The 20,279-nt window shown below is 69.6% G+C and carries 24 protein-coding genes; 9 read left to right on the forward strand and 15 right to left on the reverse strand.

All coding sequences use genetic code 11. The annotated features are described in order from the left end of the window. Window positions 1-57 precede the first annotated feature (57 nt). Both SZ60_RS01440 and SZ60_RS01445 read right to left on the reverse strand, forming a co-directional pair. Window positions 58-966 carry a 1,4-dihydroxy-2-naphthoyl-CoA synthase gene (locus SZ60_RS01440; RefSeq protein ID WP_043592984.1) on the reverse strand — a complete coding sequence of 303 codons (909 nt, stop codon included), beginning with the start codon at window positions 964-966 and terminating at the stop codon, window positions 58-60. A 53-nt stretch (window positions 967-1,019) separates the two neighbouring features. Further along, on the reverse strand, window positions 1,020-1,454 hold the full coding sequence (locus tag SZ60_RS01445) for a hypothetical protein (protein WP_043592986.1): 435 nt from the start codon (window positions 1,452-1,454) through the stop codon (window positions 1,020-1,022). Window positions 1,455-1,496: 42 nt separating this feature from the next. Here SZ60_RS01445 and SZ60_RS01450 point away from each other — a divergent pair, with 42 nt between their 5' ends. Then, window positions 1,497-2,513 carry an o-succinylbenzoate synthase gene (locus SZ60_RS01450; protein ID WP_043592988.1) on the forward strand — a complete coding sequence of 339 codons (1,017 nt, stop codon included), beginning with the start codon at window positions 1,497-1,499 and terminating at the stop codon, window positions 2,511-2,513. Window positions 2,514-2,558: 45 nt separating this feature from the next. On the opposite strand, the gene ccsB is transcribed toward SZ60_RS01450, so the two are convergent. Genes ccsB through SZ60_RS01475 form a run of 5 tightly spaced genes read right to left on the reverse strand, consistent with a single transcriptional unit; the run spans window position 2,559 to window position 7,426 of the window. Beyond that, a complete protein-coding gene (gene ccsB, locus SZ60_RS01455; protein WP_043592990.1) occupies window positions 2,559-3,572 on the reverse strand; it encodes a c-type cytochrome biogenesis protein CcsB in 1,014 nt (337 codons plus the stop codon). Then, the gene (locus tag SZ60_RS01460; protein WP_082059761.1) at window positions 3,572-5,410 is read right to left on the reverse strand and encodes a cytochrome c biogenesis protein ResB; all 1,839 of its coding nucleotides are present in this window, start codon (window positions 5,408-5,410) and stop codon (window positions 3,572-3,574) included. The genes ccsB and SZ60_RS01460 overlap by 1 nt, the downstream gene beginning before the upstream one ends. Beyond that, window positions 5,394-6,158, reverse strand: a complete 765-nt coding sequence (locus tag SZ60_RS01465) for a cytochrome c biogenesis CcdA family protein (protein ID WP_043592991.1) — start codon at window positions 6,156-6,158, stop codon at window positions 5,394-5,396. The genes SZ60_RS01460 and SZ60_RS01465 overlap by 17 nt, the downstream gene beginning before the upstream one ends. Beyond that, complete coding sequence (locus tag SZ60_RS01470; protein WP_231567023.1) at window positions 6,159-6,782, reverse strand: TlpA disulfide reductase family protein; 624 nt, start codon at window positions 6,780-6,782, stop codon at window positions 6,159-6,161. Then, complete coding sequence (locus SZ60_RS01475; protein WP_043592993.1) at window positions 6,779-7,426, reverse strand: histidine phosphatase family protein; 648 nt, start codon at window positions 7,424-7,426, stop codon at window positions 6,779-6,781. Before SZ60_RS01475 ends, SZ60_RS01470 begins: the two co-directional genes overlap by 4 nt. 120 nt (window positions 7,427-7,546) lie before the next feature. Between SZ60_RS01475 and aspS the strand changes: the two genes are divergently transcribed. Beyond that, window positions 7,547-8,881 (forward strand): aspartate--tRNA(Asn) ligase, encoded by a 1,335-nt coding sequence (gene aspS / locus SZ60_RS01480; RefSeq protein ID WP_043592995.1) that lies wholly within the window; start codon window positions 7,547-7,549, stop codon window positions 8,879-8,881. Window positions 8,882-8,946: 65 nt separating this feature from the next. On the opposite strand, the gene SZ60_RS01485 is transcribed toward aspS, so the two are convergent. From SZ60_RS01485 to SZ60_RS01505, 6 genes are all read right to left on the reverse strand, one after another. Further along, window positions 8,947-9,294 (reverse strand): hypothetical protein, encoded by a 348-nt coding sequence (locus SZ60_RS01485; protein ID WP_137847623.1) that lies wholly within the window; start codon window positions 9,292-9,294, stop codon window positions 8,947-8,949. Between the two features lie 77 nt (window positions 9,295-9,371). Continuing rightward, window positions 9,372-10,223 (reverse strand): hypothetical protein, encoded by an 852-nt coding sequence (locus tag SZ60_RS01490; RefSeq protein ID WP_156155440.1) that lies wholly within the window; start codon window positions 10,221-10,223, stop codon window positions 9,372-9,374. A gap of 4 nt (window positions 10,224-10,227) precedes the next feature. Beyond that, window positions 10,228-10,494: a glutaredoxin family protein gene (locus tag SZ60_RS01495; protein ID WP_043593000.1), complete on the reverse strand. Its 267-nt coding sequence runs from the start codon at window positions 10,492-10,494 to the stop codon at window positions 10,228-10,230. Window positions 10,495-10,583: 89 nt separating this feature from the next. After that, window positions 10,584-10,682 carry a 30S ribosomal protein bS22 gene (locus SZ60_RS16730; protein WP_003792170.1) on the reverse strand — a complete coding sequence of 33 codons (99 nt, stop codon included), beginning with the start codon at window positions 10,680-10,682 and terminating at the stop codon, window positions 10,584-10,586. Window positions 10,683-10,789: 107 nt separating this feature from the next. Continuing rightward, entirely contained in the window at window positions 10,790-10,984 is a 195-nt protein-coding gene (locus SZ60_RS01500; RefSeq protein ID WP_043593002.1) for a helix-turn-helix domain-containing protein, read from the reverse strand. A gap of 114 nt (window positions 10,985-11,098) precedes the next feature. Beyond that, on the reverse strand, window positions 11,099-11,635 hold the full coding sequence (locus SZ60_RS01505) for a helix-turn-helix transcriptional regulator (RefSeq protein ID WP_082059762.1): 537 nt from the start codon (window positions 11,633-11,635) through the stop codon (window positions 11,099-11,101). 27 nt (window positions 11,636-11,662) lie between these two features. Here SZ60_RS01505 and SZ60_RS01510 point away from each other — a divergent pair, with 27 nt between their 5' ends. Together SZ60_RS01510 and SZ60_RS01515 are read left to right on the forward strand one after the other, a co-directional pair. Next, a complete protein-coding gene (locus tag SZ60_RS01510) occupies window positions 11,663-13,120 on the forward strand; it encodes a TrkH family potassium uptake protein (RefSeq protein WP_043593003.1) in 1,458 nt (485 codons plus the stop codon). Next, window positions 13,113-13,784: a TrkA family potassium uptake protein gene (locus tag SZ60_RS01515; protein ID WP_043593005.1), complete on the forward strand. Its 672-nt coding sequence runs from the start codon at window positions 13,113-13,115 to the stop codon at window positions 13,782-13,784. Before SZ60_RS01510 ends, SZ60_RS01515 begins: the two co-directional genes overlap by 8 nt. A gap of 6 nt (window positions 13,785-13,790) precedes the next feature. Here the strand turns inward: SZ60_RS01515 and proC are convergent, their stop codons facing one another. Continuing rightward, complete coding sequence (gene proC / locus SZ60_RS01520) at window positions 13,791-14,642, reverse strand: pyrroline-5-carboxylate reductase (protein WP_043593007.1); 852 nt, start codon at window positions 14,640-14,642, stop codon at window positions 13,791-13,793. Window positions 14,643-14,689: 47 nt separating this feature from the next. On the opposite strand from proC, the gene SZ60_RS01525 reads away from it, so the two are divergent. After that, window positions 14,690-15,652, forward strand: a complete 963-nt coding sequence (locus SZ60_RS01525; RefSeq protein WP_043593009.1) for a cation diffusion facilitator family transporter — start codon at window positions 14,690-14,692, stop codon at window positions 15,650-15,652. Between the two features lie 39 nt (window positions 15,653-15,691). Here SZ60_RS01525 and SZ60_RS01530 read toward each other — a convergent pair whose 3' ends face one another. Then, window positions 15,692-16,123 carry a nucleoside deaminase gene (locus SZ60_RS01530; protein WP_043593089.1) on the reverse strand — a complete coding sequence of 144 codons (432 nt, stop codon included), beginning with the start codon at window positions 16,121-16,123 and terminating at the stop codon, window positions 15,692-15,694. Between the two features lie 93 nt (window positions 16,124-16,216). Between SZ60_RS01530 and upp the strand changes: the two genes are divergently transcribed. From upp to SZ60_RS01550, 4 genes are all read left to right on the forward strand, one after another. Then, the gene (upp, locus tag SZ60_RS01535; protein ID WP_043593011.1) at window positions 16,217-16,849 is read left to right on the forward strand and encodes a uracil phosphoribosyltransferase; all 633 of its coding nucleotides are present in this window, start codon (window positions 16,217-16,219) and stop codon (window positions 16,847-16,849) included. Between the two features lie 498 nt (window positions 16,850-17,347). Then, complete coding sequence (locus tag SZ60_RS01540) at window positions 17,348-18,115, forward strand: winged helix-turn-helix domain-containing protein (RefSeq protein WP_082059763.1); 768 nt, start codon at window positions 17,348-17,350, stop codon at window positions 18,113-18,115. 333 nt (window positions 18,116-18,448) lie between these two features. Further along, entirely contained in the window at window positions 18,449-18,901 is a 453-nt protein-coding gene (locus SZ60_RS01545; protein WP_043593012.1) for a MarR family winged helix-turn-helix transcriptional regulator, read from the forward strand. Then, complete coding sequence (locus tag SZ60_RS01550) at window positions 18,898-20,271, forward strand: deoxyribodipyrimidine photo-lyase (RefSeq protein WP_043593014.1); 1,374 nt, start codon at window positions 18,898-18,900, stop codon at window positions 20,269-20,271. The genes SZ60_RS01545 and SZ60_RS01550 overlap by 4 nt, the downstream gene beginning before the upstream one ends. Window positions 20,272-20,279: the final 8 nt, after the last annotated feature.

Below are 20,279 nucleotides of genomic sequence, written 5' to 3' on the forward strand. Positions count from 1 at the left end.
GGAGGCGACGCGAACGGTCGCCCGGCCCTGACGGGCTCGCCACCGCGGACGCGGACATCAGTACTGCCAGGGGAAGGGCGACCAGTCGGGCGCGCGCTTCTCGAGGAACGAGTCGCGCCCCTCGACGGCCTCGTCGGTGCCGTAGGCCAGACGGGTCGCCTCGCCCGCGAAGACCTGCTGACCGACGATGCCGTCGTCGGTCGCGTTGAAGGCGAACTTGAGCATGCGGATGGCGGTCGGGGACTTGGTCAGGATGGTCCGGGCCATCTCGAGCGCCTCGCGTTCGAGGTCGGCGTGCGGCACGACGCGGTTCACGGCCCCCATCTGGTAGGCGCGATCGGCGCTGTACTCTTCGGCGAGGAAGAACACCTCGCGTGCGAACTTCTGCCCGATCTGCTTGGCGAAGTAGGCGCTGCCGTACCCCGCGTCGAACGAGCCCACGTCGGCGTCGGTCTGCTTGAACCTGCCGTGCTCGCGACTGGCGATCGTCAGGTCGCAGACGACGTGCAGCGAGTGGCCGCCACCCGCCGCCCACCCGGGCACCACGGCGATGACGACCTTGGGCATGAACCGGATCAGACGCTGCACCTCGAGGATGTGCAATCGACCGGCCGACGCCGGGTCGGGCACGTTCGCCTGGTCACCCTCGGCCTTGTAGCCGTCACGACCACGGATGCGCTGGTCCCCGCCGCTGCAGAACGCCCAGCCGCCGTCCTTCGCGCTGGGACCGTTGCCGGTGAGCAGGACGACCCCGATGCGGCTGTTCATGCGGGCGTCGTCGAGCACCCGGTAGAGCTCGTCGACCGTGTGCGGCCGGAACGCGTTGCGCACCTCGGGACGGTCGAAGGCCACGCGGGCCACGCGGCCGTCGACGCTGTGGTGGTAGGTGACGTCGGTCAGGGCGTCGAAGCCCTCGACGCTGCGCCACTCGGTCGGATCGAACAGGTCGGACACCTCGGAAGCCATGTCGCCAGCCTACCGACGGGGTCCGACGTCGCCCCGACCGCGGTGGCCCGCGATCAGACCCTCGAGACGAACCGACCGATCAGCCAGACGAGCACGAACGGGTTCGACAGCGAACTGAGGACCACCGCGGCCACACCCCACCAGCGGCCGCGGCGCATGACGACGGCCATCAGCCCGACGACCCCGACGACGATCGAGGCCAGCAGGGTGACGAGGGCGAGGACGGCGGCGGGGCTCACGGCGTCCGCGGCGAGGAGGCCCAGGGCCAGCCCGTCCAGGGCGAGCAGCACGACCGCCAGGACGAACGTGACGACGCCCAGCCGTCGGCTGCGCGGAGGCCGGTCGACCACGTCGTGACCGGGGCCGTCGAAGACCTGGAGCCCGTCCGACTGCGACGCGGCGGAGCCGTCGCCGTCACGCCCACGGGTGGGGAGCTCGTCGTCCGACCACTCCGGTTCTCGGGCGGGTACGGGTTCGCGGTCGACCATGACGCACGACCTTACCGGGGTCGCCGGTGCGACACTGAACGGATGCCGACCGTCGACCGCGCACCGTCCACCACTCCCCCGCTGCCTCCCCTGGCCGAACTGGTCGAGGGTGCCCACGTCGTCCGCCTCCCCCTCCGCACGCGGTTCCGCGGGCTCGACGAGCGCGAGGCCCTGCTGGTCGAGGGCCCGTCGGGCTGGACCGAGTTCAGCCCCTTCCTCGAGTACGGGCCGGCCGAGTCGGCAGCCTGGCTCGCGGCCACGATCGACTTCGGCTGGGGCCGACTCCCCGACATGGGTGTCCGACGGGTGGCGGTCAACGCCACCCTGCCGGCGGTCGCCGCCGACCGGGTGCCCGACGTGCTCGCCCGCTACCGGGGCTGCCGGACGGTCAAGGTCAAGGTCGCCGAACGCGGACAGACCCTCGCGGACGACATCGCCCGCGTCGCCGCGGCCCGCGAGTGGGTCGGCCCCGAGGGCCGCGTCCGCGTCGACGCCAACGGGGGCTGGTCGGTCGAGTCGGCCGAGGAGGCGCTGGTCGGCCTGGCACCGTACGCCCTGGAATACGCGGAACAGCCGTGCGCCACGGTGCCCGAGCTCGCCGAGCTGCGACGCCGCGTCTCGGGTCTGGGCGTCCCCGTCGCGGCCGACGAGAGCGTCCGGAAGGCCGACGACCCGTTGGCCGTCGCCCGGGCCGGTGCCGCGGACCTGCTCGTGATCAAGGCTCAACCGCTCGGTGGCGTCACCGCCGCGCTCCGGATCGTCGCCGCGGCCGGGCTGCCCGTCGTCGTCTCGAGCGCCCTCGACACGTCGGTCGGGCTCAGCATGGGCGCGCACCTCGCCGCCGCCGTGCCGGACCTCCGCCACGACTGCGGTCTCGGCACGGCCGCCCTGCTCGGGGCCGACGTGACGCGCGATCCCCTGCTACCCGTCGACGGGGAGGTCGACGTGCGCCGTGTCGACGTCGACCTCGACCTGCTCCGCCGTCACGCGGTGGACGACGACCGACGGGGGATGTGGCTGGACCGGCTTCGCGCCTCCTACGCGGTGCTCGCCGACTGACGTCGGTCCACGCGGCTCATCGGGCGACGCCGAGGCGCCGGTCGATCAGAGACCCGAGTAGGCGTGCAGACCCTTGAAGAAGACGTTGACGACCGAGAAGTTGAACATGACGGCGGCGAAGCCGATGATCGACAACCACGACGAGCGGGCCCCACGCCACCCACGGGTCGCCCGCGCGTGGATGTACCCGGCGTAGAGCACCCAGATGATGAAGGTCCAGACCTCTTTGGTGTCCCAGCCCCAGTAGCGGCCCCAAGCCCGCTCGGCCCAGATGGCACCGGCGATAAGGGTGAAGGTCCAGAGAACGAAGCCGACCAGGGCGATGCGGTAGGCCAGGTCTTCGAGGCGCTCGGCACCCGGGAGGGTGTCGAGGAAGCGCAGACCGGCGAGCTTGGACTGCTCACGCTTCGTCTGCACGAGCTGGGCGGCCGAGAGCCCGGCGGCGATGGCGAAGAACGCGGTGCCGAGGATGGCCACGAAGACGTGGATCACCAGCCACGCCGACTGGAGCGCCGGCGGCAGAGGCGAGACCGCCACGTAGTAGTTGACGGTGCCGATCGCGAGCAGCACCAGGTTGAGGCCCATGACGTACGCGCCGAGGAACCGCAGGTTGACCACCAGCTGCACGGCCAGGTAGACGCCGACGATGATCGCGGTGCCGGTGAGGGAGAACTCGAACATGTTGGCCCACGGCACGCGACCGGCGGCGAGGCCGCGCAGCACGACCGAGGCGACGTGCACGACGAACCCGAGCAGCATCATCGCGATGGCGACGCGCTCGAAGCTCGACGCCTTGGCGGGCGCACCGGTGGAGGCGGAGGCCGCCCCGCCCGCACCGCGTGACGGCCGGTCGAGGACGACGGTGCTGCCACCCGCTGCCGAACGTGAGACGGACGCCGTCGCGAGGGCTTCGGCCTTGGCGGCACGGGCCGCCGCCTGCTGGGCGTCACCGGACCGCTTCGCCAGGTCGAGGGCGAAGGCCACGAACGAGATCGTGTAGATGGCCATCGCCGAGTACACGGCGACGAGCGAGTAGTAGGCGAGGTCGGCGGTCACCATCAGATCTTACGTCCGCGTCCGCCCGCGTCGGGGCCGGGTTTCTCGACGTCGTGACGGGCCGGGTCGTCGGCCACCTCGCGGGCCACGTCGGCCGGGACGCCCAGACCGCCGAGGTGCGCCTTGGCGATGTCGCCGACGGCACGTCCGAGCGTGGGGTCCTCGCCGCGGGCGAGCCCGGCGTACTCGAGCCGGACGCCCCCGTCGGTCTCGGTCGCCTTGACCCAGACCCGGCGGCGCGGCACGAACAGCGCGGTCAGCAGACCGGCGAACGAGAGCCCGGCGAAGAGCAGCACCCAGACCTGTGACGGGTCGTGGTGGATGTCGAACGAGGCGAACCGTTTGACGCCGTCGAAGGTGATCGTGCCCAGACCGTCGGGGATCGTCGCCGTCTCGCCCGGGGTCAGCTGGACGGCCTTCTCCTGCGCGTCGTCGTCGGTGCCCGCCAACGGGGTCAGACCGTCGGTGTCGAGCGTGTAGACCGACGTCGGCACGCCCGCGTCGAGTCCGAGGTCGCCCGAGTAGACGTTCAGGCTGAGCACGGGGTTCGTCGTGTCCGGGTCGGTGGACGTCAGGGCCCCCGTGCCGTTGTCCGCCGCCGTGGGGTAGAAGAACCCGATCATGCCGAGCTGCTCGGGCAGGGCGTCGGGCACCTTGATGACGCCGAGCGAGGTCAGGTTCGTGTCCTGCGGCAGGAACGGCACCGTGTCGCGGAACGCGACGTTGCCCTCGCCGTCGCGCACCGTCACGTCGACCGCGTAACCGTTGCCCAGCAGGTAGACGTTCGAACCGCCGATCGACAGGGGCGAGTTGACCTTGATCTGCGTCTTCTCGGCGTCGCCGCCCCGCGCCTGGGCGGTGACGTCGGCCGTGAAGTCGGTGGCCATGCCGGCACCGCCGGCCGTGTCGGGCGCGTACTCGGTCGAGAACTCGTCGAGTGCGATCGAGAACGGCGAGAGCTGCGTCTCGTCGAACCAGCGTCCCGGGTTGAAGGAGTCGTACGAGCCGAGCACGTTCGAGAAGGTCTGCCCCTCGACGACCACACGCTGGCCCGAGTAGCCGAACCCGCCGCCGACCCCGACGGTGAGCAGCACTCCGACGAGTGCCGAGTGGAAGACCAGGTTGCCGGTCTCGCGCAGGTAGCCGCGCTCGGCACTGACGGAGTCGCCGAAGACCTGTGTGCGGTAGCCGGAGCGCTTCAGCTGGGCACGGGCCGCGTCGACGGCACGGGCGGCCGTGATCGCGTCGTCACCCGCGCCTCCTGCGGTCTCGAGGGTGATCGACCGGTAGCCGGCCAGGCGCGACAGCCGCGCGGGGGTCTTCGGCGGGCGGGCCCGCAGCGCCTCGAAGTGATGCCGCGTGCGCGGGATGATGCAGCCGATCAACGAGATGAAGAGCAGCAGGTAGACGGCGGAGAACCAGGGCGACGAATAGGTGTCGAAGACACCGAGCTTGTCGAGCACGGGGAACAGGTCGGGGTGGTCGGTGCGGTACTGGACGACGCCGTTGGGGTCGGAGGTGCGCTGAGGCACGAGCGAGCCGGGGATCGCCGCGACGGCGAGCAGCATCAGCAGGAAGAGCGCCGTCTTCATGCTGGTCAGCTGCCGCCAGAAGAAACGCAGGTAGCCCAGGGGCCCGAGCTTGGGCTGCGTGATGCCCGCACCGTCGGAAGGCCCCGGGCGGACCGAGTCGATGTGGTCGCTCGGACGCAACGGGTCGCCGCCGACGTCGGTCGCGTCGGCGTCGGTCAGCCCGGTGTCGGTCACCCCTGTGTCGGCGCCGGCGGCGGCCGAGGAGGCGCGGGTCGCGTCGCCCCCGTCGCGGTCAGACGATCGTGCCATAGGTCGCGATCACCGCCCCGACGTGCGACATGAGGCTGGACCAGAGGCCCGTGACCATGAGCAGACCGATGAGCACGAGCAGTGACCCTCCGACGATGTTGACGACGCGGATGTGCCGCTTGACGAACGAGATGGACCGTGAGGCCCAGCCGAAGCCGAGCGCGACGAGCAGGAAAGGCACCCCGAGGCCGATGCAGTAGAAGGCCCCGAGCAGGACACCTTGCCAGGCCGAGCCCGAGCCCAGGGCGAGCACCTGCACGGCGGCCAGGGTCGGGCCGATGCACGGCGTCCACCCGATGCCGAAGACGATGCCGAGCAGCGGTGCCCCGGCGAGGCCCGTCTTCGGGAGGAACCCGGGCTTCAGGGTGCGCTGCAGGAACGTGAACTGTCCGATGAAGACGAGGCCGAGCAGGATCACCACGACGCCCATGACCCGCGTGACGACCTCGCGCCACTGGATCAGCCAGAACCCGGCCGAGGCGAAGGCGAGCGAGGTGCCGACGAAGACGACCGAGAAGCCGAGGATGAACAGGACGACACCGAACACGAGCCGGCGGCGGTCGCGCCGCTTGGCCCCTGCCTCGGTCGCGCCGGTGGTCAGGCCGCCGACGTAACCGAGGTACCCCGGCACGAGCGGCAGCACGCAGGGCGACAGGAACGAGATGAGCCCCGCCAGCAGGGCGACCGGCAGGCCGACGGCGAGCTGACCGCCCACGACCGCGTCGAAGAAGGGATTGCCCTGGTACACCTAGGACGTCTCGGCGAGGGTGTCGGAGATCAGGGTGTCGAGGATGCTCGGCCCGTCGAGACCGCCCAGGATGCGCGCGGCGATGCGGCCCTGCTTGTCGAGGACGATCGTGGTCGGCACGGCGTTGGGTGCGATCGTGCCCGCGAGGGCGAGCTGGACGGCCCCGTCGTTGGCGTCGACGACCGACGGATAGGTGACGTCGAAGGTCCGCGCGAATGCCAGGGAGGTGTCGGCCTGGTCGCGCACGTTGACGCCGAGGAACTCGACGCCCTTGTCGGCGTACGACTTGTTGAGCTTCTCGAGCTCGGGGGCTTCGAGACGGCAGGGCGGGCACGCGGCGTACCAGAAGTTGAGGACGACGACCTCGCCGTCGTGGTCGGACCGCGAGACGGTCTCGCCGGCGTCGGTCTCGGCCGTGAACGCGACCGGGTCGGTGCGGTCCTCGGGCGCGATCTCGGTGACGGTGCCGTTGCCCGAGATGTAGTTCTCGGTCGTGCCGTTGCCGTACTGCGTCGCGAGGTCGTCGGCGGTCGAGCACCCCGTGGCGACGAGGGCGACCACGCCGGCCAGGGCGAGGCCGCGGGCCATGAGACGGGCTCGGGTCGGGCGGATGGTCTGGCTCACACTGCTCCCAGGTCGACGGCGGACTGGTTCAAGTGTGCAGCGGGTTCCTGGTAGCCGACCTCGACGAAGCCCCCCTCGCGACGCTCGAGCGTGGTGATGCTCGAGAGCGTGCAGCGGCGGCGGCGCGGATCGTGGAACAGGCGGGCACCGGTGACGCTGCGGTGGACCATCCAGATGGGCAGCTGGTGGCTGACGAGCACGACGTCTCCGTCGTCGACGCTCGACCAGGCCTCGTCGATCGCCGAGAGCATGCGGGCGGCGATGCTCACGTAGGCCTCGCCCCAGCTGGGCTTCAGGGGGTTGACGATCCACGGCCACTCGGCCGGCACCTTGAGCTGCTTGGCGATGCTGAAGTCGCTCCGCCGACCCTGGTACTTGTTGGTCGGTTCGATCAATCGCTCGTCGACCTGCGTCTCGAGCCCGAAGGCCGACGACCACGGCGCCGCACTCTCGCGGGTGCGCTGCAACGGTGAGGCGAAGACGGCACGGACCGGAACCCCCTGCTCGTGGAAGGCCTCGGCCGAGGCAGCCGCCATCCGGTGGCCGAGATCGCTCAGGCCGAACCCGTCGAGGCGGCCGTAGAGCACGTGCTCGGGATTGTGCACCTCACCGTGCCGGACGAGATGGATCTGCTGCGCGGGCATGCGGACGAGTCTAGGTCGGGACCGCCTGCACACCTCCCACACGGGAAGCCCCAAGCTCGCCGCGGCACGGACGAGCGGTGCGGCGGGCCGCGGGAGGCGGTGACTGTAAACTCGGGCCTCGTGATCGAACGCACCCTCATCAAAGACCTGTCCGCGCTGCCCGACGGACCCGTGACCGTGACCGGCTGGGTCGAGACGGTGCGTGATCAGAAGAAGGTGCAGTTCGTCGTCCTGCGCGACGAGACCGGTGCCCTCCAGCTGGTCCGCCCCCGTACGGCCGCCGACGTGCTCGAAGCCGCGGGCGAGACCGACGACGTCGCGGACGCCATCTCGTCGCTGTCGCAGGGCAGCTTCGTCACCGTCACGGGCGAACTCAAGCACGACGAGCGCGTCAAGCTCGGCGGCATCGAGGTCAAGGTCGAGACGCTCGTCGTCGACTCGCTGGCCGACCCAGAGACCCCGATCGCCGCCGACAGCAGCATCGACAAGCGACTCGACTACCGCTTCCTCGACCTGCGCGTGCCGCGCAACGCCCTCGTCTTCCGCGTGCAGACGACGTTCGAGCACGCTCTGCGCACCTGGTGGATCGAGCGCGACTTCGTCGAGATCCACACGCCGAAGCTCATGGCCACGGCGAGCGAGTCGAACGCCGAGCTGTTCAAGGTCGACTACTTCGAGGGCGCCGCCTACCTGGCGCAGAGCCCCCAGTTCTTCAAGCAGATGGCGCAGACGTCCGGCTTCGGCAAGATCTTCGAGATCGCGCCGGTGTTCCGCGCCGACCCGTCGTTCACCTCGCGTCACGCGACCGAGTTCACCAGCGTCGACTCCGAGATCAGCTACGTGGACAGCCACGAAGACGTCATGCGCATGCACGAAGAACTGCTCGTGGCCGCGTTCTCGGCCGTGAAGGAGAAGCACGGCGACGAGATCAAGGCGCTCTTCGACGTCGAGGTCACCGTCCCCGTGACGCCGTTCCCCCGCATCCCCCTCGCCGAGGCGAAGCGCATCGTCGCCGAGCGCGGCTACGAGGTGCCCCGTGCCGACGCCGACATGGACCCCGAGGGCGAGCGCCGCATCTCGGAGTACGTGCGAGAGCAGTTCGGCCACGAGTTCGTCTTCCTGACCGACTACGACATCTCGATCCGCCCGTTCTATCACATGCGTCATGAGGACGACCCGCAGCTGACCAAGAGCTACGACCTGATCTTCAACGGCACCGAGATCTCGACCGGCGCCCAGCGCGAGCACCGCATCGAGGTGCTCGAGCAGCAGATCCGCGAGAAGGGCCTCAAGCCCGAAGAACTCGGCGGCTACCTCGACTTCTTCCGCTACGGCGCCCCGTCGCACGGTGGCTTCGGCATGGGCCTCGCCCGCGTGCTGATGCTCATGCTGCACCAGGCCAACCTGCGCGAGGTGACCTTCCTCTTCCGCGGCCCCACGCGCCTCCAGCCGTAGCTCCTCGCCACGGATCGGTTGATTGGCGGTCCGGTCTCGAATGAGACCGGACCGCCAACTTTTCGTCAGCCCTGACTTGTACGGCGAACAGGACCGACGGCGACGGCCCTCGAACAAGAGACGAAGGTCAGGACACCCAGCACCACCAGAGCCGCGACGGCCGGCACGGGCGACGACATCGATTCAGTCAATGAGACGGCTGTGATCGTCACGAGAAGGCCCAGACCGTAGACAACCGCCGCCGGGACTTCCTTTGCTCGCGTCCGCCACCACCCGCTGCCACTGGCGACTACTCGCGGCAAGCCGCCGATGAGCACCAAGAACACCAGCAGCACCACCGTTTGATCGAACCGCCCCAGCACGCCCGTGAAGTGCAACTCAAGCCCGCCGGCCATCATGACGATGGCGATCAACAGCCCTCCACGAGTCGAAGGGGCATAGCTGACCGTCATTGACCGACGAGGAACGACACGGTCACTTCCTCGCTGTTTCATTGACGGCAATTCTCGATGACGGGCCACGTGACCAGGCTTGGCAACGACGTGCGCCTGATACCCACGCACCGCCCCTGGGCCACCGCCGAATTGGCAGTCTGCACCATCGCCGCCGTCGCGATTCCGCAGGCCCATCCGACAGGCCCACACGCTGCGGCGATGAGTGCTGCCACAAGACCTGAATTGGTAAGCTGGCGCGTCTCGTTCCGGCTGTACATGACGGTACAGAATTGAAAGTTGCACTCGAGTCGCGCCATGATCGTCACGGGGAACGTCGCGGGAACATCGTCCAAGCGCTGCCGAACAGTGTTGCCGGCTATCTCGTAGGACGAGCGAAGATCTCGTCCGTCCGCGTCGACGGCCACGGGTGGCGCGAGCGAGTTGATGGCAGATCCGTTGTCGTCCAAGATCCGCACGCCTCCCCGTTCGTCGAGTTCGAGACGAGCCGGACGCCCGTCGATCAGGACCGAGAAACCAAAGTCGACTAGCTCCTGCTCAGTGAGTACGCGAATGTACTGCCCGTCCGCGCCTGCCTCCGCATTGCCCAGACCTTGACGCGTTCGGGGCGAGGACGACGGCCCTCGCGGGGTTTCGCCCGACACGAAAGAAACCGTGTGCCCCTGGCTCTGAACGGCCATGACGGCCTCTGCGTCGTCGGGCTGGTCAGCAGCGAATGCCCCACTCCCTGTTCCAGCAATCGACATCGTCACGAGCATGAGCACTACAGCAATCGATGGTGCGGTCGTCCTGTTCTTCCCGATCATGTCCTCCTCCAATCTGTGCAACTCTGCACTCAGGAAGAGCGTGCCATCTGAAACGATTAATTGGAAGAATAAATATTGGAGCAATTGGTCATGCGAAAGCCGCGCGGAGCGCCGTCCGCAGGCGCTCGGGCTCGACCCGCCAGATGGTGTGGACGCGACCGTCGATCAGCACCACGGGGATCTCTTCCGCGTACTCGGCGGTGAGCTCGGCGTCGTCGAGGATGTTCTTCTCGTCGACGGGAAGGACGGCATCGGCGAACTCGGCCTCGGCCAGCACGTCGTGGAGCGCGGACCGGGCGTCGTCGCACAGGTGACAGCCCGGTTTGGTCAGGAGGGTGATCTGCGGTTCGGCCATGCCCCAAGGGTAGCGAGGGCCGAATGGCGCCCGGGCACGACGAAGGCCCCCGGCGACCGGTGGTCGGCGGGGGCCTTCGTGTCGAGCGACTACTTCTTGTTGCGACGCTGGTGACGAGTCTTGCGAAGCAGCTTGCGGTGCTTCTTCTTCGCCATGCGCTTGCGACGCTTCTTGATGACAGAACCCATAGAGGACCTCACTGATTTCTGGATTGGACCGACCGGGTCCGAAACAGAACCGCGGAAAAATGCCTCGGGTCAGTCTACTAGGACGGCCCGAGAAAGTCGAAGTGGGCCTACCCGACGTCGGCGATGCCGATTCGCAACACGGCCGCGACGGCCGATTCCGGCACGCGGAAGGACCGCCCGAAGCGGATCGCCGGCAGCTCGCCCGAGTGGACCATGCGGTAGACCGTCATCTTCGACACGCGCATCATGTCGGCCACCTCGGCGACCGTGAGGAACCGCACATCCGACAGATCCTGCGACATGACCCTGCCTCGACTCGGGCCCCGGGGCGGGGCTGTGGAGCAGACGGGTGTTTCCCGTGTGCCTGGGGGCAACTCTAGGGGCGCGTGTGACTCGGTGTAAAGGTGCCCGGGTCGCTACTGTCCGGTGCGTCCCCACCGCTTGCGGACGGGGTCGATGACGCGCTCGTCCAGGGCACCGAGCGCGCTCTGCGCGTCGTGCAGGGCCGAGGAGGCGCGGTGTTGGGCTCCGGCCGCGTAGCGACCCAGCGTGCTCCCGACGTCCTCGGCATCGGGCAGGTTCTCGGCCGCCCGCCGGAGCGGGGCGGGGACGGTGGCTCCGGCCCAGGCCGCGAAGGGCGTGCTGGCCAGCGCCTCGGAGGTCAACGAGTCCGCGCTGACGAACGGGATCAACCAGTCCTCGACGACCTCGAGCGGCCCCGGCTCGAGCGAGTAGTAGCGGTGCTGCCCTTCTTCACGGACCCGCACGAGACCCGCCTCGCGCAGCACCCGCAGATGCTTCGAGACCGTCGGCTGGCTGACGCCGAGCGACGTGACCATCTCGCCCACGCTGATGTCGGCATTGGCGGAGTCGGTCGACACCGAGGCGTCGAGCAGCACCTTGAGGAGGTCTCGGCGGGTGGCGTCGGCGATCACGGCGAAGATGTCCGGCATGCGACCAGCGTAGTGACCCGGGATAGCATGACCGTCGTGACTCGCGCCCCCGTCGCCGGTCGACGCCGCCCCTCGGACCCCGGCCGCTCGCCCTGGCGCACACTCAGCGACGCGATCGACGACATCGGTCGCAAGTCGCCCGCGCGCTTCGCCATCCTGATCTTCACCGGTCTGATCGTCGTCTTCACCCTGCTGTTCTCGCTGCCCATCTCGTCGGCCGACCGGACGATCACCCCGTTGGCCGACTCCGTCTTCACGGCCGTCTCGGTCATCTGCGTGACCGGCCTCGCGACGGTGGACATGGCCACCCACTGGTCCCTGTTCGGCCACGTCGTCATCTTCGTCGGCGTGCAGATCGGGGCGATCGGCGTGCTCACGTTGGCCTCGATCATGGGTCTCGTCGTCTCACGGAAAATCGGCCTGCGCGCTCGACTGATGGCGGCCGGCGACCAGAACCCGCTGCGGGTGCACGCCGGCCCCGTTCCCGAGGGTCAGGCGGTGCGGCTCGGCGAGATCGGTGGCCTGCTCACGACGGTGGCGCTCAGCTCGTTCGTGATCCAGCTGGTCATCGCGGTGCTGATGATCCCCCGCATGCTCATCGACGGCATCCCCGTCGGCGACGCCGTGCTCGACAGCTTCTACTACTCGGCCATGGCCTTCACGAACACCGGGTTCACGCCGAACGCCGAGGGACTCGCCGCGTTCGAGAACGACTACTGGTTCCTGAGCCTGATCATGGTGGGGGTGTTCCTCGGCAGCATCGGGTTCCCGGTGATCTACGCCCTGGCCCGCAACCCACGCAACCCCCGGCGCTGGTCGGTCCACGTCAAGTTGACCCTGCTGACGACGGCGATCCTCATCGTGTTCGGCATGGTGCTCTACATCGTCCTCGAGTTCGACAACCCGAAGACGTTCGGCGGCATCGAGGCCGGCCCGACGGTGTTCCAGTCGCTCTTCCTCAGCATGATGACGAGGTCGGGCGGCTTCTCGACGATCCAGATCTCCGACCTGAACGGGTCGTCCCTGCTCGTCACCGACATGCTCATGTTCATCGGCGGCGGGTCGGCATCGACCGCCGGAGGCATCAAGGTGACGACGCTCGCGGTGCTCTTCCTGGCGGCCTTCGCCGAGGCGCGCGGTCAGCGGTCGATGGAAGCCTTCGGCCGCCGCATCCCGAGCGACGTCCTGCGCCTGGCCGTCAGCGTCGTCCTCTGGGGTGCGACGATCGTCGCCGTGTCGAGCATCCTGATCATGCACATCACGAAGGAGCCCCTCGACCACGTGCTGTTCGAGTCCATCTCGGCGTTCGCCACCTCGGGGCTCAGCACCGGTCTGACCGACCGCCTCCCGGACTCGGCCAAGTACATCCTGGCGGTCACGATGTGGATGGGCCGCGTTGGTACAGTGACACTCTCCGTCGCCCTGGCCGCCAGCCAGCGACGCCAGCTGTTCACCCGAGCCGAGGAGCGACCGATCGTTGGTTGACAAGATCAAGCACGACGCCCCGGTGCTCGTCATCGGCCTCGGGCGGTTCGGCGCCGCGACCGCCGGACAACTCGAACGGCAAGACCGTGACGTGCTGGCCGTCGACACCGACGCCGGGCTCGTCCAGAAATGGGCCGACCGCGTGACGCACGCGGTGCAGGCCGACGCCCGCAGCATCGACGCACTCAAGCAGATCGGTGCGCAGGACTTCTCGATCGCGGTCGTCGCCGTCGGCTCGTCGATCGAGGCCAGCGTGCTCATCACGGCCAACCTGGTCGACCTGAAGGTGCCGCAGATCTGGGCGAAGGCGATCAGCCAGTCGCACGGCAAGATCCTCGCCCGCATCGGTGCCAACCACGTCATCTACCCCGAGCGGGAGGCCGGCGAGCGCGTCGCACACCTCGTGTCGGGTCGCATGCTCGACTACATCGAGTTCGACGACGCCTTCGCCATCGTCAAGATGTACCCGCCGAAGCCCGTCCGCGGTGCCTCGCTGGCCGCGTCGAACATCCGGAAGAAGTACGGCATCACGATCGTCGGCGTGAAGAGCCCGGGGGGTGCGTTCGTCGAGGCCACCCCCGAGACGGTCATCAGCAACCACGACCTGATCATCGTGTCGGGCGACAGCCGTGCGATCGAACGTTTCGCCGCCCTCGAGGGCTGACCGCGGCTAGCGGCCTTCGGCGATCTCGCGGTTGCGGGCGAGGGCGGCCTGGGTGGCCCGCTCGAACAGCTCGAGCAGGCCACCGTCGGCGAGCTCGGCGACGGCGCGCTCGGTCGTGCCGCCGGGGCTGGTGACCCGACGACGCAACTCGGCCGGCGCGGCGTCGGCCGGCAGGACGTCACTCGTCGCGAGGAGCTCGCTCGCGCCGCGGAACGTGCCCTGGACCATGGTGGCGGCCTGCGCACGCGTGAAGCCCAAGGCGACCGCCGCCTCCTGCAGTTGCTCGATCAGGTAGAAGACGTAGGCGGGGCCCGAACCCGAGATCGTGCTGAGCGCGTCGATCTGCGACTCGGGGACGACGACGACGTCACCGACCACCGCGAAGAGCGACCGGGCCAGGTCGAGGTCGGCGTCGGTCGAGCGCGAGCCCGCGCTGAGCCCGGTCACGCCGAGACCGACGTGCGACGGCGTGTTGGGCATGGAGCGCAGCACCGAGACCGACTCGGGGAGGGCGGCCTCCATCGTGGCGGTCGTGACTCCCGCGGCGAGGCTCACCACGAGGGCACCCGCGTCGAGCACCGGACCGATCTCGTGCAGGAGGTCGACCACCATGTGCGGCTTCACGCCGATCAGGACCAGCCGCGCACCGACGACCGCCGAGGAGTTGGCGCTCGGGTCGGTCTCGGTCGCGAGCGAGGTGACGGCGCCGTGCCGCAGCGCCCGGGCCTTGACCTCGGTGCGGTTCGTGACCCGCACGCCCCCGTCGACGGACACCTGGGGGCGCAGCAGGCCCTGCAGGATCGCGCCGCCCATCGAGCCGGCTCCGAGAATCGCTGTGGTGGGGAGGGTGGTGACCATCCGGCCATCCTAGGATCGACCAGGACCACACGAGGGGATCGGAACCGATGAGCAGTCACGGCGGCAACAAGGCGATCATCGCCGCACTCAGCGCGAACCTGGGCATCGCGGTGACGAAGTTCATCGCCTGGGCCTTCTCGGGATCGTCGTCGATGCTCGCCGAGGGCGTCCACTCGCTGGCCGACTCGGGCAACCAGGTGTTGCTGCTGCTGGGCGGCCGCAAGTCCAAGAAGGCGGCCGACGCCGAGCACCCGTTCGGCTACGGACGGGAGCGTTACGTCTACGCCTTCGTCGTGTCGATCATCCTGTTCAGCGTCGGCGGGGTCTTCTCGCTCTACGAGGGCATCGAGAAGCTGCGCGAGCCGCACCCGCTCGAGGTGCCCTGGCTGCCGGTGCTCGTGCTCGCCATCTCGCTCGCCCTCGAGGGCTTCTCGCTGCGCACGGCGATCCGCGAGTCCCGACCGAGCAAGGGGCAGCAGAGCTGGGTGTCGTTCGTGCGCCGTGCCAAGGCCCCCGAACTGCCGGTCGTGCTGCTCGAGGACGCCGCCGCCCTGCTGGGCCTCTCGTTCGCCATGGTCGGCGTCGTGCTGACCTGGATCACCGGTGACGGCGTGTTCGACGCGATCGGCACCCTCGCCATCGGCGTGCTGCTCGTCGCCGTCGCGATCATCCTCGGCATCGAGACGAAGAGCCTGCTCGTCGGCGAGGGCGCCTCGGCCGACGACGTCGCGAAGATCCGCGCAGCCGTCACCGGCGGCCCCGAGGTCGAGTCGATCATCCACATGAAGACGCTCTACCTCGGCCCCGACGAGCTGCTCGTCGGCGTCAAGGTCGCGATGCCGGGCCGCACCGTGCTGGCCGACGTCGCCAGCGCCATCAACGCCGTCGAGTCGCGCATACGCGAAGCCGTGCCGATCGCCCGCGTCATCTACGTCGAACCCGACGTCTGGGTGAAGCCGGGCCAGGTCGACCCGCCGACCGACGCGATCGTCATCCGCGCCGCCGACTGACCCCGAGGAGGCGCGGGTCGGCCACCGGCGGTGGTCGGTTCAGCGTCGCTCGGCGAAGAACGCGTCGAGCTGCGCCCGGCACTCCGCCTCGCGCACGCCGGCGTAGACCTCGGCGCGGTGCGGGAGCCTGCGGTCGCGGACGATGTCGTAGACGCTGCCCGCGCCTCCTGCCTTGTCGTCCCAGGCGCCGTAGACGAGCCGCGGCACGCGCGCGGCGAGCAGGGCCCCGGCGCACATGGGGCACGGTTCGAGGGTGACCACGAGGGTCGTACCCGTGAGGTGCCAGTCACCCGTGTGCTCTGCGGCGGCCCGGAGGGCGATCACCTCGGCGTGGGCCGTCGGGTCCTGGCGCAGTTCGCGTTCGTTCCGGCCCGTCGCGATCACCACACCGTCGGCGTCGACCACGACGGCACCCACCGGCACGTCGGCCGAGACGCGGCAGGCGTCGGCCTCGGCGAGGGCGAGGGACATCCAGTCGTCGAACTCGGGCGGGACGGCGATCACGGGGCCTCTGCGGGGTCGGGACGGCTCGCGGAACCGGCCGACTCCGCTACCGTTGAGCCTATGCGAGTGCACGTAGCGGACCACCCCCTGATTACCCACAAGCTGACCGTGCTCCGCGACAAGAGCACGCCCTCCCCCACCTTCCGGGCGCTGACCGAAGAGCTCGTCACGCTGCTGGCCTACGAGGCCACGCGCGACGTGCGCACGAGCCCCGTCGACATCGAGACCCCGGTCGGCCCGACCACGGGCCTCGAGATCAGCCAGCCGCGACCGCTCGTCGTGCCGATCCTGCGCGCCGGCCTCGGCATGCTCGAGGGCATGACCAAGCTCGTCCCCACGGCCGAGGTGGGCTTCCTCGGCATGGTGCGCGACGAAGAGACCCTGCAGCCCACGACCTACGCCGAGCGTCTGCCCGACGACCTGTCGAACCGTCAGTGCTTCGTGCTCGACCCGATGCTCGCCACCGGCGGTTCGCTCATCGCGGCGATCGACTACCTGCTCGACCGCGGCGCCGTCGACGTCACGGCGGTCTGCATCCTGGCCGCGCCCGAGGGCCTCGCCGCCGTCGAGAAGGCGATGGAGGGCCGCGACGTCCACGTCGTGCTGGGCGCCGTCGACGAGAAGCTCAACGAGCAGGGCTACATCGTGCCGGGCCTCGGCGACGCGGGCGACCGCCTCTACGGGCTCGCCTGACCCCCGTCGCCCCAACGCCCCGGGCCGCGCCTCCTCGACCGCAGGAGGCGCGGTTCGGCGTTTCCGGACCACCCACGCCGCCGGAACGCGAACGTCGCTTGACATCGGGACGCAGGGTGTAACAAGATCGACCCCATGACTAACAGCGTGCTCGCCCCGACCTCTCGTGAGGCCCTCGGGAGCACCGGCATGATGATGCCGATGCACGCTGTCATGTGTCGAATGTGTGCCTGATCCGGTCACACACCTCGCCGAGTCGAAGCTGCTGACACCGCCAGCTGAGCTCGTGGCCCCACCCGGTCACTGAGCCACCGACTCCAGGATGCTCCGCGTCGCCACCCTCGACGCGCATCCCGAACGGTGCATCGCACCGACTGCTCGTGACGTACGGCACCATCGCCGGCGGGATCGAGCACCGACACACATCGAGCAGTCCCTCCGTCCCCGGCGACCCGTCGGCCGAGGGACCGCCGCCGTCACGCAAGGACCCCGCCTGTCATGTCCCTCATCCTCGACCGCCCCGTCACCGCCACCCGCACCGTCTCGCCCGCCCGCTCCGCCGCCCCCACGTCCCTCCGCGAGATCGCGCCCTCCCGCTCGGCCGCCCCGACCGCCGCGCCCGTCGCCACGGCTCCCGCGGCACCCCGGCCCCGCGCCGTACCCGAAGGCACCGAGGCCCGCGGCTTCGTCCTCTACGTCGGACTCGACGAACTGAAGGCCGCCGCCGACGGCACCTCGCTCGGCGACGTCGTCTCTCAGATCAAAGAACTCGTCGGTCGGATCGCCCCGTCGGCCGAGACGCACGCCGCCGTGGCACTGGCTCCCGAGGGCGCCGGCGGCCGCGACGTCGACGTGGTCCGTCTGGCCCTGCAGGACCCGGCCGCCCTGGCGAAGCGCCGGCAGGTCGCCGAGGACGACGAGCCCGGCGCCCGTGGTGGCGTCGTCGTCGACATCTCGCGCAAGCGCCTGCTGCTGGACGGCGACGTGGCCCCGCTGACGTACAAGGAGTTCGAGCTGCTGCAGTACCTCGTCCTGCGCGAGGGCCGCACCATCGAACGAACCGAACTGATCTCGAGCCTGTGGGCCGACGGCGACGACGAGGTGCCGAACGAACGCACCATCGACGTGCACGTCCGTCGACTGCGGTCGAAGCTCGGCGCCTTCGAGGACATCGTCCGCACCGTCCGCGGTGTCGGCTACCGCTTCGACCGCCACGCGGACGTCTCGATCCGCCACGCGTCGACGCCGTCGCCCGACGTGTTCTGAGCCCTGCTCGCATCACACGGCGGCCGCGGTGCCGGCTCGGTCCGAGTTCCCAGGAACTGCTCGGGTTCACCCCTGGACCACCGTTACCGATCCGTTATAGATTGTGTCTCGCCGACGTCGTTTGCTGTGGCGACCGAGGCGGAATGTGATTGCAGGACACTCCTGGTGCAAGGGAAGAGGGCCGGTCGCCATCGGGCGACCGGCCCTCTGTCGTGTGCCCCGACGACCTGTCGTGTGCCCCGACCCTGCGGTGCGCGCGTCTCGCGCCCACCCGTGTCGGCCCGAGGACGGTGGCCTTTCGTAGACTCGTCCTCGACGAACGTGAGGTACGACATGAGCGAGACATCGATGGCCGTGGGGGCCTGGGAAGCCCTGTTCCGGGCCCAGGTCAGCGTCATGCGTGAACTGACCGAGTGCTTTCCGACCAGCGAGATCTCGTTCAACGAGTACGACGTGCTGTTCAACCTGTCGAACCAGCCCGATCGTCGGGCTCGCATCCGCGACCTCACCCGCCACCTGTTGCTCACGCAGCCGAGCATCAGCCGCCTCGTCGACCGACTCGCCTCGAAGGGCATCGTCGAGAAGACCTCCGACCCCGGCGACGGACGAGGCATCATCGTGACCATGACGGACGAGGGCTACGACCTGTACCGACGCACGGCGATCAGCCACGCCGAGGCGATCCGCCGGCGGGTGGGCGGGGCGCTCGACGACGACGAACTGGCCTCCCTGGCCGAGCTGTGCACCAAGCTGCGCCTCGGCTCGCCGGTCGGGGCCGACGCATGACGTCGCCCTCGATCGTCTGGCTGCGCGACGACCTGCGCCTCGCCGACAACCCGGCCCTGGTGGCCGCCGTCGAGAAGGGCGAACCGGTCGTCGTCCTCTTCCTGCTCGACGACGAGACCGACGGCATCCGCCCCCTCGGCGGCGCCTCGCGCTGGTGGCTGCACCACAGCCTCGCCGCTCTCGCCGAGTCGCTCCGGGCCATCGGCGGCCGACTGACCCTGCGCCGGGGCCCCCAGGCCCGCGAACTGCCCCGCCTCGTCGACGAGACAGGCGCCGGTGCCGTCTTCTGGAACCGCCGGTACGGCCTCGCCGCCCGCGACGCGGACGCCGACCTCAAGTCGTCGCTTCGCGAGCGTGGGCTCGACGTGCGCAGCTTCCAGGCGAACCTCCTGTTCGAACCGTGGACGATCCAGACCGGGCAGGGCCAACCGTTCAAGGTCTTCACACCGTTCTGGCGCGCATGCCTCGACCGGCCCGAGCCGCGCCACCCCGAGGCGGCCCCCGACGAACTGCACGGGCCCCGTACGGCGCCCGACAGCGACGACCTCGACTCGTGGTCCCTCCTGCCCACGGCACCCGACTGGGCCGGGGGACTCCGCGACTCGTGGACCCCGGGCGAAGCCTCCGCCCTCGACACGCTCGAACGCTTCGCCACGGGACACCTGGCCGACTACGGTCTCCGTGACGAACCTGCTCAAGAGGCGACGAGTCACCTCTCGCCCCACCTCCGGTTCGGCGAGGTCAGCCCGTTCCAGGTCTGGCACCGCATGCGGGGCGACCTCACGCCCGACGCCCGCGAGCAGGCCTCGGGCTTCCTGCGCGAACTCGTCTGGCGCGAGTTCAACCACACGGTCCTCTTCGCGAACCCGCACCTGGCCACGAAGAACTACCGGCCCGAGTTCGACGAGTTCCCGTGGCACGACCTCGAGCCGGGCGAACTCGAGGCGTGGCAGCAGGGCACGACCGGCATCCCGCTGGTCGACGCCGGCATGCGCGAACTGTGGACCACCGGCTACATGCACAACCGGGTGCGCATGGTCACGGCGAGCTTCCTCGTCAAGAATCTGCTGGCCGACTGGCGGGTCGGCGAGCAGTGGTTCTGGGACACCCTGGTCGACGCGGACGAGGCGAACAACCCCGCCAACTGGCAGTGGACGGCCGGCTCGGGCGCCGACGCGGCCCCCTACTTCCGGGTGTTCAACCCCGTGCTGCAGGCCGACAAGTTCGACAAGCACCGCGACTACGTGCGCCGCTGGGTTCCCGAGGTCGACGACGACTCGTACCCCGAGCCCATGGTCGACCTCAAGGCCTCGCGCCGGGCCGCGCTCGACGCCTACGAGGCGATGCGCCGCACCACCCGTACCGAATGACCCCGCCC

Origin of the sequence: Frigoribacterium sp. MEB024, from assembly GCF_000878135.1 — a bacterium.
GTDB lineage: Bacteria > Actinomycetota > Actinomycetes > Actinomycetales > Microbacteriaceae > Frigoribacterium.

Excerpts from the sequence above, each read along its gene's own strand:
- SZ60_RS01440 (WP_043592984.1), bottom strand. The coding sequence starts at position 966 with ATGGCTTCCGAGGTGTCCGACCTGTTCGATCCGACCGAGTGGCGCAGC.
- SZ60_RS01445 (WP_043592986.1), bottom strand. The coding sequence starts at position 1,454 with ATGGTCGACCGCGAACCCGTACCCGCCCGAGAACCGGAGTGGTCGGAC.
- SZ60_RS01450 (WP_043592988.1), top strand. The coding sequence starts at position 1,497 with ATGCCGACCGTCGACCGCGCACCGTCCACCACTCCCCCGCTGCCTCCC.
- ccsB (WP_043592990.1), bottom strand. The coding sequence starts at position 3,572 with ATGGTGACCGCCGACCTCGCCTACTACTCGCTCGTCGCCGTGTACTCG.
- SZ60_RS01460 (WP_082059761.1), bottom strand. The coding sequence starts at position 5,410 with ATGGCACGATCGTCTGACCGCGACGGGGGCGACGCGACCCGCGCCTCC.
- SZ60_RS01475 (WP_043592993.1), bottom strand. The coding sequence starts at position 7,426 with ATGCCCGCGCAGCAGATCCATCTCGTCCGGCACGGTGAGGTGCACAAT.
- SZ60_RS01495 (WP_043593000.1), bottom strand. The coding sequence starts at position 10,494 with ATGGCCGAACCGCAGATCACCCTCCTGACCAAACCGGGCTGTCACCTG.
- SZ60_RS16730 (WP_003792170.1), bottom strand. The coding sequence starts at position 10,682 with ATGGGTTCTGTCATCAAGAAGCGTCGCAAGCGCATGGCGAAGAAGAAG.
- SZ60_RS01500 (WP_043593002.1), bottom strand. The coding sequence starts at position 10,984 with ATGTCGCAGGATCTGTCGGATGTGCGGTTCCTCACGGTCGCCGAGGTG.
- SZ60_RS01505 (WP_082059762.1), bottom strand. The coding sequence starts at position 11,635 with ATGCCGGACATCTTCGCCGTGATCGCCGACGCCACCCGCCGAGACCTC.
- SZ60_RS01510 (WP_043593003.1), top strand. The coding sequence starts at position 11,663 with ATGACCGTCGTGACTCGCGCCCCCGTCGCCGGTCGACGCCGCCCCTCG.
- proC (WP_043593007.1), bottom strand. The coding sequence starts at position 14,642 with ATGGTCACCACCCTCCCCACCACAGCGATTCTCGGAGCCGGCTCGATG.
- SZ60_RS01525 (WP_043593009.1), top strand. The coding sequence starts at position 14,690 with ATGAGCAGTCACGGCGGCAACAAGGCGATCATCGCCGCACTCAGCGCG.
- SZ60_RS01530 (WP_043593089.1), bottom strand. The coding sequence starts at position 16,123 with ATGTCCCTCGCCCTCGCCGAGGCCGACGCCTGCCGCGTCTCGGCCGAC.
- upp (WP_043593011.1), top strand. The coding sequence starts at position 16,217 with ATGCGAGTGCACGTAGCGGACCACCCCCTGATTACCCACAAGCTGACC.
- SZ60_RS01540 (WP_082059763.1), top strand. The coding sequence starts at position 17,348 with ATGTCCCTCATCCTCGACCGCCCCGTCACCGCCACCCGCACCGTCTCG.
- SZ60_RS01545 (WP_043593012.1), top strand. The coding sequence starts at position 18,449 with ATGAGCGAGACATCGATGGCCGTGGGGGCCTGGGAAGCCCTGTTCCGG.
- SZ60_RS01550 (WP_043593014.1), top strand. The coding sequence starts at position 18,898 with ATGACGTCGCCCTCGATCGTCTGGCTGCGCGACGACCTGCGCCTCGCC.